5 protein-coding genes are annotated in these 6,415 nt (G+C 46.1%); 1 reads left to right on the top strand and 4 read right to left on the bottom strand.

The window, feature by feature from the left end:
- A partial coding sequence (locus tag J7E32_RS17525; RefSeq protein ID WP_214909952.1) for an ABC transporter ATP-binding protein occupies window positions 1-1,134 on the bottom strand: 1,134 nt, incomplete at its 3' end.
- A 221-nt stretch (window positions 1,135-1,355) separates the two neighbouring features.
- Between J7E32_RS17525 and J7E32_RS17520 the strand changes: the two genes are divergently transcribed.
- Window positions 1,356-2,162: a glycerophosphodiester phosphodiesterase gene (locus tag J7E32_RS17520; protein ID WP_286183402.1), complete on the top strand. Its 807-nt coding sequence runs from the start codon at window positions 1,356-1,358 to the stop codon at window positions 2,160-2,162.
- 64 nt (window positions 2,163-2,226) lie between these two features.
- Here the strand turns inward: J7E32_RS17520 and J7E32_RS17515 are convergent, their stop codons facing one another.
- Genes J7E32_RS17515 through J7E32_RS17505 form a run of 3 tightly spaced genes read right to left on the bottom strand, consistent with a single transcriptional unit; the run spans window position 2,227 to window position 6,405 of the window.
- A complete protein-coding gene (locus J7E32_RS17515) occupies window positions 2,227-3,243 on the bottom strand; it encodes a LacI family DNA-binding transcriptional regulator (protein WP_214909949.1) in 1,017 nt (338 codons plus the stop codon).
- Between the two features lie 29 nt (window positions 3,244-3,272).
- Complete coding sequence (locus J7E32_RS17510) at window positions 3,273-5,222, bottom strand: beta-galactosidase (RefSeq protein ID WP_214909948.1); 1,950 nt, start codon at window positions 5,220-5,222, stop codon at window positions 3,273-3,275.
- Between the two features lie 10 nt (window positions 5,223-5,232).
- On the bottom strand, window positions 5,233-6,405 hold the full coding sequence (locus J7E32_RS17505; RefSeq protein WP_214909946.1) for a galactokinase: 1,173 nt from the start codon (window positions 6,403-6,405) through the stop codon (window positions 5,233-5,235).
- Window positions 6,406-6,415: the final 10 nt, after the last annotated feature.

Genomic DNA, 6,415 nt, shown 5'->3' with positions numbered 1-6,415 from the left:
TAGAACTTTTGACACTACCTCAAAAACATAGTTCTCGATATCAGAAGGAGTCTTGATGATTTTTTCCGTATCGCTGTCAAACAGGCAGACAGAATCATAGCCGATGACAACAGGAACCATATCCCCGACGTCAATCCGCCACTGGCCAGTCCATTTCACCATCCACTCCCTTCCTCCCATATCGAAGGAGAAGATCGTTTCATTGCCGAGCACCTCGACATTGGTCGTTTTTACATAGATCTTATTCTCCGCCTTCGTATCCTTCGTCGCTGCCTTCAAATGCTCGGGACGGATGCCGACAATGATCTTGTCTGTTTTTAATAGATGACGGTCCTCTACTGGGATAGCTAATTTTGCTTCCTCACTGAACACAACCTCATCCTTTTCTGAATTGACCTTCCCTTCGCCAATATTCATCGGCGGTGAGCCTATGAATGTCGCGACAAAAGGATTGGCTGGATTATTATAGATATCGATTGGTTTGCCAATCTGCTGGATTTTTCCGTCATGGAGGATCATGATCCTGTCCCCCATCGTCATCGCCTCGACCTGGTCATGGGTGACATAAATCATCGTGATGCCAAGCCTTCTCTGGATTTGTCGGATTTCCGACCTCATATGCGCGCGCAGCTTTGCGTCCAGATTGGATAATGGCTCATCCATCAGGCAAATCGGGGCCTGGTTGACAATCGCACGTGCCAGTGCGACCCGCTGTCTTTGTCCGCCGGACAGCTCACGGGGTTTCCTTTTCAAATAAGGTGTTAACCCAAGCATTTCCGCAACATCTTCACATCGCTGTTTTCGTTCAGGCTTCGGCACTTTTTTTACATGGAGGCCGAAAACGATATTCTCTTCAACCGTTAAATGAGGATATAAGGCATAATTTTGGAATACCATCGAAATATCCCTTTTGCTGGGCGGGAGCCAGTTCGACTCGACATCGCCGATTTTCAGCAAACCGCCCGTGATCTCTTCCAGGCCGGCGATCATCCGCAGCATCGTACTTTTCCCGCAGCCTGAAGGACCGACGAGGACGAAGAATTCTCCGGGCTCGATTGTGACAGTAATATCTGAAATAACTTCTGTCTTTTTATCGTATGATTTCGAAACACCAACCAATTCTACTTTTTTCATGCTCGCCACCCTTTCTCTTTCCTGAAAAAAGAGACCACAAATAATGCCTATCCATTCAGGCAGTAGATGTGGTCTCCTGGTCTCCGTCTCAAAGTATTAACTTGAAAAGTTTGCATAATATATTGGGAGTATATGTTTTATATTTTGCTAGTATGTTAGGAATTTACATTTCAAATATAAGTGAGGGAATCATGAGAAATATATCGCTATTATTCCTCTGTTTGATTTTGCTGGCAAGTGCCGGTTGTGAGAATCTTAGTGCTGAGCCAGCCTTTGTTTTAACGGAAGATTTTATCATTATCGCACATAGAGGAGCATCGGCCTACGCGCCTGAACATACATTGCCTGCATATGATCTGGCGGTGCAGTCGGGTGCCGATTATCTTGAAATCGACTTGCAAATGACAAAAGACGGCGAATTGATCGCCTTGCATGATGCGAAGGTAGACCGGACGACGAATGGTTCCGGCCTGGCAAATGCGCAAACTCTGGATAAAATCAAGGCATTGGAAGCCGGTTCGTGGTTCAATGAACAGTTTCCGCAACTCGCATACCCAGTCTATGAAAAGGTGAAGATACCTACACTCGAGGAAATCTTTCAGCGTTATGGGAGAAGCGCAAATTACTACATCGAAACCAAATCACCTGGGATGGAAGAGGACTTAATCAACCTGCTGAGGAAGCATTCGCTGATCCAATCTGAATCGAAAGTCATTATTCAATCTTTTCATAGCAAAAGCCTGAAGAAAATCCACAAGCTCGAACCGGGAATCTCTTTGATCCAGCTTTACAGATATTCTGAGAAGGCGAGATTGACAGACCGGGAGCTGCGGTCGCTAAAAAAATATGCATCAGGAATTGGGGCCAACTACGAGAAGGTAGAAGAAGATTATATTAAAAAAGCCCATCGGCATGGGCTGGCGGTCCACCTTTTTACTGTCAATACAGACGAGGACATTCAGCAGGCTTATGAGATTGGAGCAGATGGGGTCTTTACGGATTATCCTTTAAAAAAACCAGACGATTAAGATAGACAAAATAAAACCCAGGAATGTTTGAGAAACACTCTTGGGTTCTTATTCATAGAATTTGCTATTTTTTTCCACCGACAGGCCCACTGCTCTCCCTGATCTCTATTTCAAACGGGACCACAACTTTCTTCGAAATCGTCCTCTTCGACTCGATTTGCTCCATCAGCAGCTCTACTGCTGCTTCTCCCATAAATTCTGTGTGTACCTTGACCGTTGTCAGGGACGGCTGCAGAAACCTGGATGTGGCGATGTCATTGAAGCTGACAAGCGAGATTTCTTCCGGAACTCTTACTCCCGCTTCATGCAGTGCTCTCAATGCTCCGATTGCCATTGAATCATTGGCCATAACGAAGGCACTTGGACGTTCTGGCTTTTTCAGCGCTTCGGCCATGAGTTTGTATCCATCCTCGGAGGTGAAATTCCCGGTCCATACAAACTCTGATATATACTTATCTCTTAATTTAAGAAACTCGTAAAAAGTGGTTTCGCGTTCGTCCCTTAAAGGAAGATCGTCGCGGACAAATTCCCGGCCGCCGATATAGCCGATTTGTTCGTGTCCGAGATCAATCAAGTATTCAAGCATTTGGATCATCGCTTTACGGAAGTCGACGACAATGGAATCGTAATTTTCGGATGGTGAGTAATCGACAAGCACGATATTCCCGGCCATTGATTTGAACTGCTCGATGTCCGTTTCACTGTACTTTCCGACAGCAATAATCCCATCGAGGCCCTCAACCCAGTCATTCATCTGATAGTCTGCGTTCTTGAACATTTTGACCAGTTCAATTTTCCGCTCGAAACTCTCCTTTTCCACGCCAAGCCTGATGGACATATAGTAAGGATCAGCTAGTTCCTGTTCTTGAGAGTACCAGTAGACAAGACCGATTTTCGTTCTTTCTGGCTGTGGACGGGAGCTGCGCTGCCGCATGGATCTGTAATTCAGCTGCTGAGCAATCTCAATGACCTTTTTTCGGGTTTCATCAGCCACGGATAAGGTATGATCATAGTTCAAAACCCTTGAAACCGTCGCCAGTGAAACGCCAGCGCGTTCTGCAATATCTTTTAATGTAGCCATTCCTCTTTCTCCCTCCAGGCAGCCTTTAATCAAAAGGATCCTTTTATAACCTTTGATGCAAAAGGAGGTAGCACATCTTCCCTGAAAGCCACTTTTTCAGATGAGTGGTTCATCACAAAGTAGTACTCCTCGCCATCGAGAATTCTTCTGTATACTTCTAGATCTTCGTTCGTGTCAAGGTGCCAAATTTTTTGTGTTTCAAGGATTTCGGAAGCAATTTCTTTCATTACATCACTTCCGACACCGCCGCCAATATAGTATACGGTTCCTTTGCCGAAGTCATTTTTCGTGACTGCAGCGCTGGACTTGTAAAACTCATCATCATAGCGGTACAGGACACTTGCCGTTTTTGGTGTGATCAAATCGCGCCAAACTGACAGTTCAGCACGCTTCCCTGTTTCATCGTTTACAATTTCTACGGTCTGTGTAGACGATAGTGATTCTGTTTCATAGATTTCAATTCCTGTTAGATCGGCAATATGCCCAGGCAATGTCTTTCCAAGATAGATATTATTATCGCTGTCCTTCAAGCCTGCTCGATAAGAGAAAATAAGTGTTCCCCCGTTTTCAGCAAACTCTCTGAATCTCGCAGCAAGCTTTTCATCAATCAATTGAAGAACCGGGACGACGATGACTTTATACTTTGCAAAATCACGGTCCGCAGGGATGACATCAATCGATGCATTTTGGTTGAAAAATGGTTCATACAGGCGAAGCAGCTCTGCAGTGAAGTCAAATCCAGCACTCTGCTGCTGCGAACGCCATGACCATATATTATTATAATCGTAAATGACAGCGATTTCAGCCTGTATTTCTGAATTAAGGATATTTTCGTATTGGCGGATATCCGTGAAGACAGATTTAACTTCTTCATACTTCCTTCCATAGCGGTTATCATGGTCGACGACACCGAAGCAGAATTGCTCAGCGCCCTTCGTCATCCCGCGCCAGCGGAAATACAGCAAGTCCGTGCAGCCATGGGCAAATGCCTGGTATGACCACATTTTCGCTTGATTCGGCCTTGGCAGATAGCCGATGACATCATGTCCCTGGGCCCCCATCAGTTCCTCAACGATCCAATAATTTTTATCTAAAAGGCCGCGGTTGAAATCATGTGCCATCGCAATGGCCGCAGGAGCGATCGGCTTTTCAAGGCCACCCCAGACCGGATAGTTATCGTATGAAACAAAGTCCATTGTTTTTACATTTTCCGCGTGGTCAAACCATTTCCCAAAGAACCCGCCAGAAACATTGGTTGTTACCTGCTGATGGTCACCTTTGGTTTCATGGACGATGGCCGTCATTTCGTGCGCATAGCTGTTGACAGACTCTGAACGGAATCTTGCCCAGTCCAGCTTCAGTGATGGATTATGTGTCGTGATTGTCGGTTTAGGTATTGGGATTTCCGAGAACTTGTTATATGTCTGACCCCAGAAAATTGTTCCCCAGCGCTCGTTCAGTTCATCAATACTGGGATATTTCTTTTCAAGGAACTTCTGGAACCCAAGGTGGCATTGCTCACAATAGCACATATCACTGCCTTCATGTCCGAACTCATTGTCGATCTGCCAGGCCACGATGGCCTCTTCACTCCGATAATGCTCAACAAGCTTTTGCGTGATGATGGCACTGTATTTGCGGTAGACATCTGAATTGAAGCAGTACTGCCTTCTGCCGCCAAATACGCGGACATGTCTATTTTCGTCCTCGGAAAGGATGTCAGGGTATTGATTCGCAAGCCATGCCGGGAAGGTTGCTGTCGGCGTTCCGAACATAACCGAAAACCCTTCCTTCTTCAGCTCGGCGATGACTTCGTCAAAGAAGGAAAAGTCAAACTGCCCCTCTTCCTTCTCCATAAGATGCCACGCAAATTCCCCGATCCTGACCATATTGGCTCCAAGACCTTTGATGCCCTGGATGTCCTGCTTCATCATTTCTTTTGGCCAATGCTCTGGATAGTAATCTACACCAAGGTACATGGTTGCCCTCCTATTCCTGTGAAGCGGTGATTTCCCGGGCACCGCCGCCGGCATTTACGATATAAAAGGTAGCTTCATAGCCGATTTTTCCTTTGTATTTCTTTCCTACTTGCTCGATAAAAGCATCAACATGTTCGTTTTTCACGATATTGACTGTGCAGCCACCGAAACCTGCTCCTGTCATACGTGCACCAACTGTGCCTTCCTGCTCCCATGCTGCTTCCGCAAGGGCATCCAGCTCCTTGCCGCTGACTTCATAATCATCTCTTAACGAAAGATGGGAAGCCTTCATCAATTCGCCAAATGCATCCAGGTTCCCTAGCTCGAGAATTTCAATCGCTTTTACTGTCCGGTGATTTTCCGTTACCACGTGGCGGACGCGTTTCACTTCTTCCTCTGTCAGCAAGCCTTTGTGTTCTTCAAATTGTTCCGGGGACATCTCGGCAAGATTGGAAATCGGCAATTTCTGCTGCAGTTTTTCCAAAGCGGCCTCGCATGTACTTCTGCGCTCATTATAGGCTGAATCTGCGAGCCCTCTCTTCTTATTCGTATTAGCGATGACGATGGCACTGTCGGTCAGCTCAAACGGAGTGTACCGGTAATCCAGAGTCTCGCAATCCAGCAGGATGGCATTTCCCTCCTTGCCGAAGCCGACCGCAAACTGATCCATGATGCCGCAATTCACTCCAATGAACTGGTTTTCAACATTCTGGCTCAACTTCACCAAATCAAGCATGGAAACGCCAAGCTGATAGATTTCATTGACCAGCACAGCCGTCACGAGCTCGATTGATGCTGAAGACGAGAGTCCAGCCCCATTCGGGATATTTCCTTCAAAAAAGATGTCAAGGCCATGCTCGAAGGCGGTCTCTGCCTGCATGTACCTAAAGACTCCGATTGGGAAGTTGGCCCAGTCCTGGTCTTTTTTATAGCTTAAATCCTCGAGATTTGCTTCGATGATTCCTTTATTGGAAAAATTGTTTGAATAGAGTTTGAGTTTCCTGTCGCTTCTCTTCCTTGCAATCGCATATGTCCCGATCTCAAGTGCCACCGGTAGGACATGGCCGCCATTATAATCAATATGCTCGCCGATCATATTCACCCTTCCAGGAGCAAAAAAGGAACGAAGCTGTTCTCGGCTTTCGCCAAATATCTCGATAAATTGCGCTGTTCTTTCTTCCACTGATGACTTC

The sequence above is a fragment of the Bacillus sp. ISL-55 genome, from assembly GCF_018613155.1.
Lineage (GTDB): Bacteria > Bacillota > Bacilli > Bacillales > Cytobacillaceae > Mesobacillus.
The sequence above is the reverse complement of the archived record's forward strand: the minus strand, read 5'-3'. Positions and strand labels throughout refer to the sequence as shown.

Bases quoted from the DNA above. Each gene is read 5' to 3' on its own strand.
- J7E32_RS17510 (WP_214909948.1), bottom strand. From the start codon at position 5,222: ATGTACCTTGGTGTAGATTACTATCCAGAGCATTGGCCAAAAGAAATG.
- J7E32_RS17515 (WP_214909949.1), bottom strand. From the start codon at position 3,243: ATGGCTACATTAAAAGATATTGCAGAACGCGCTGGCGTTTCACTGGCG.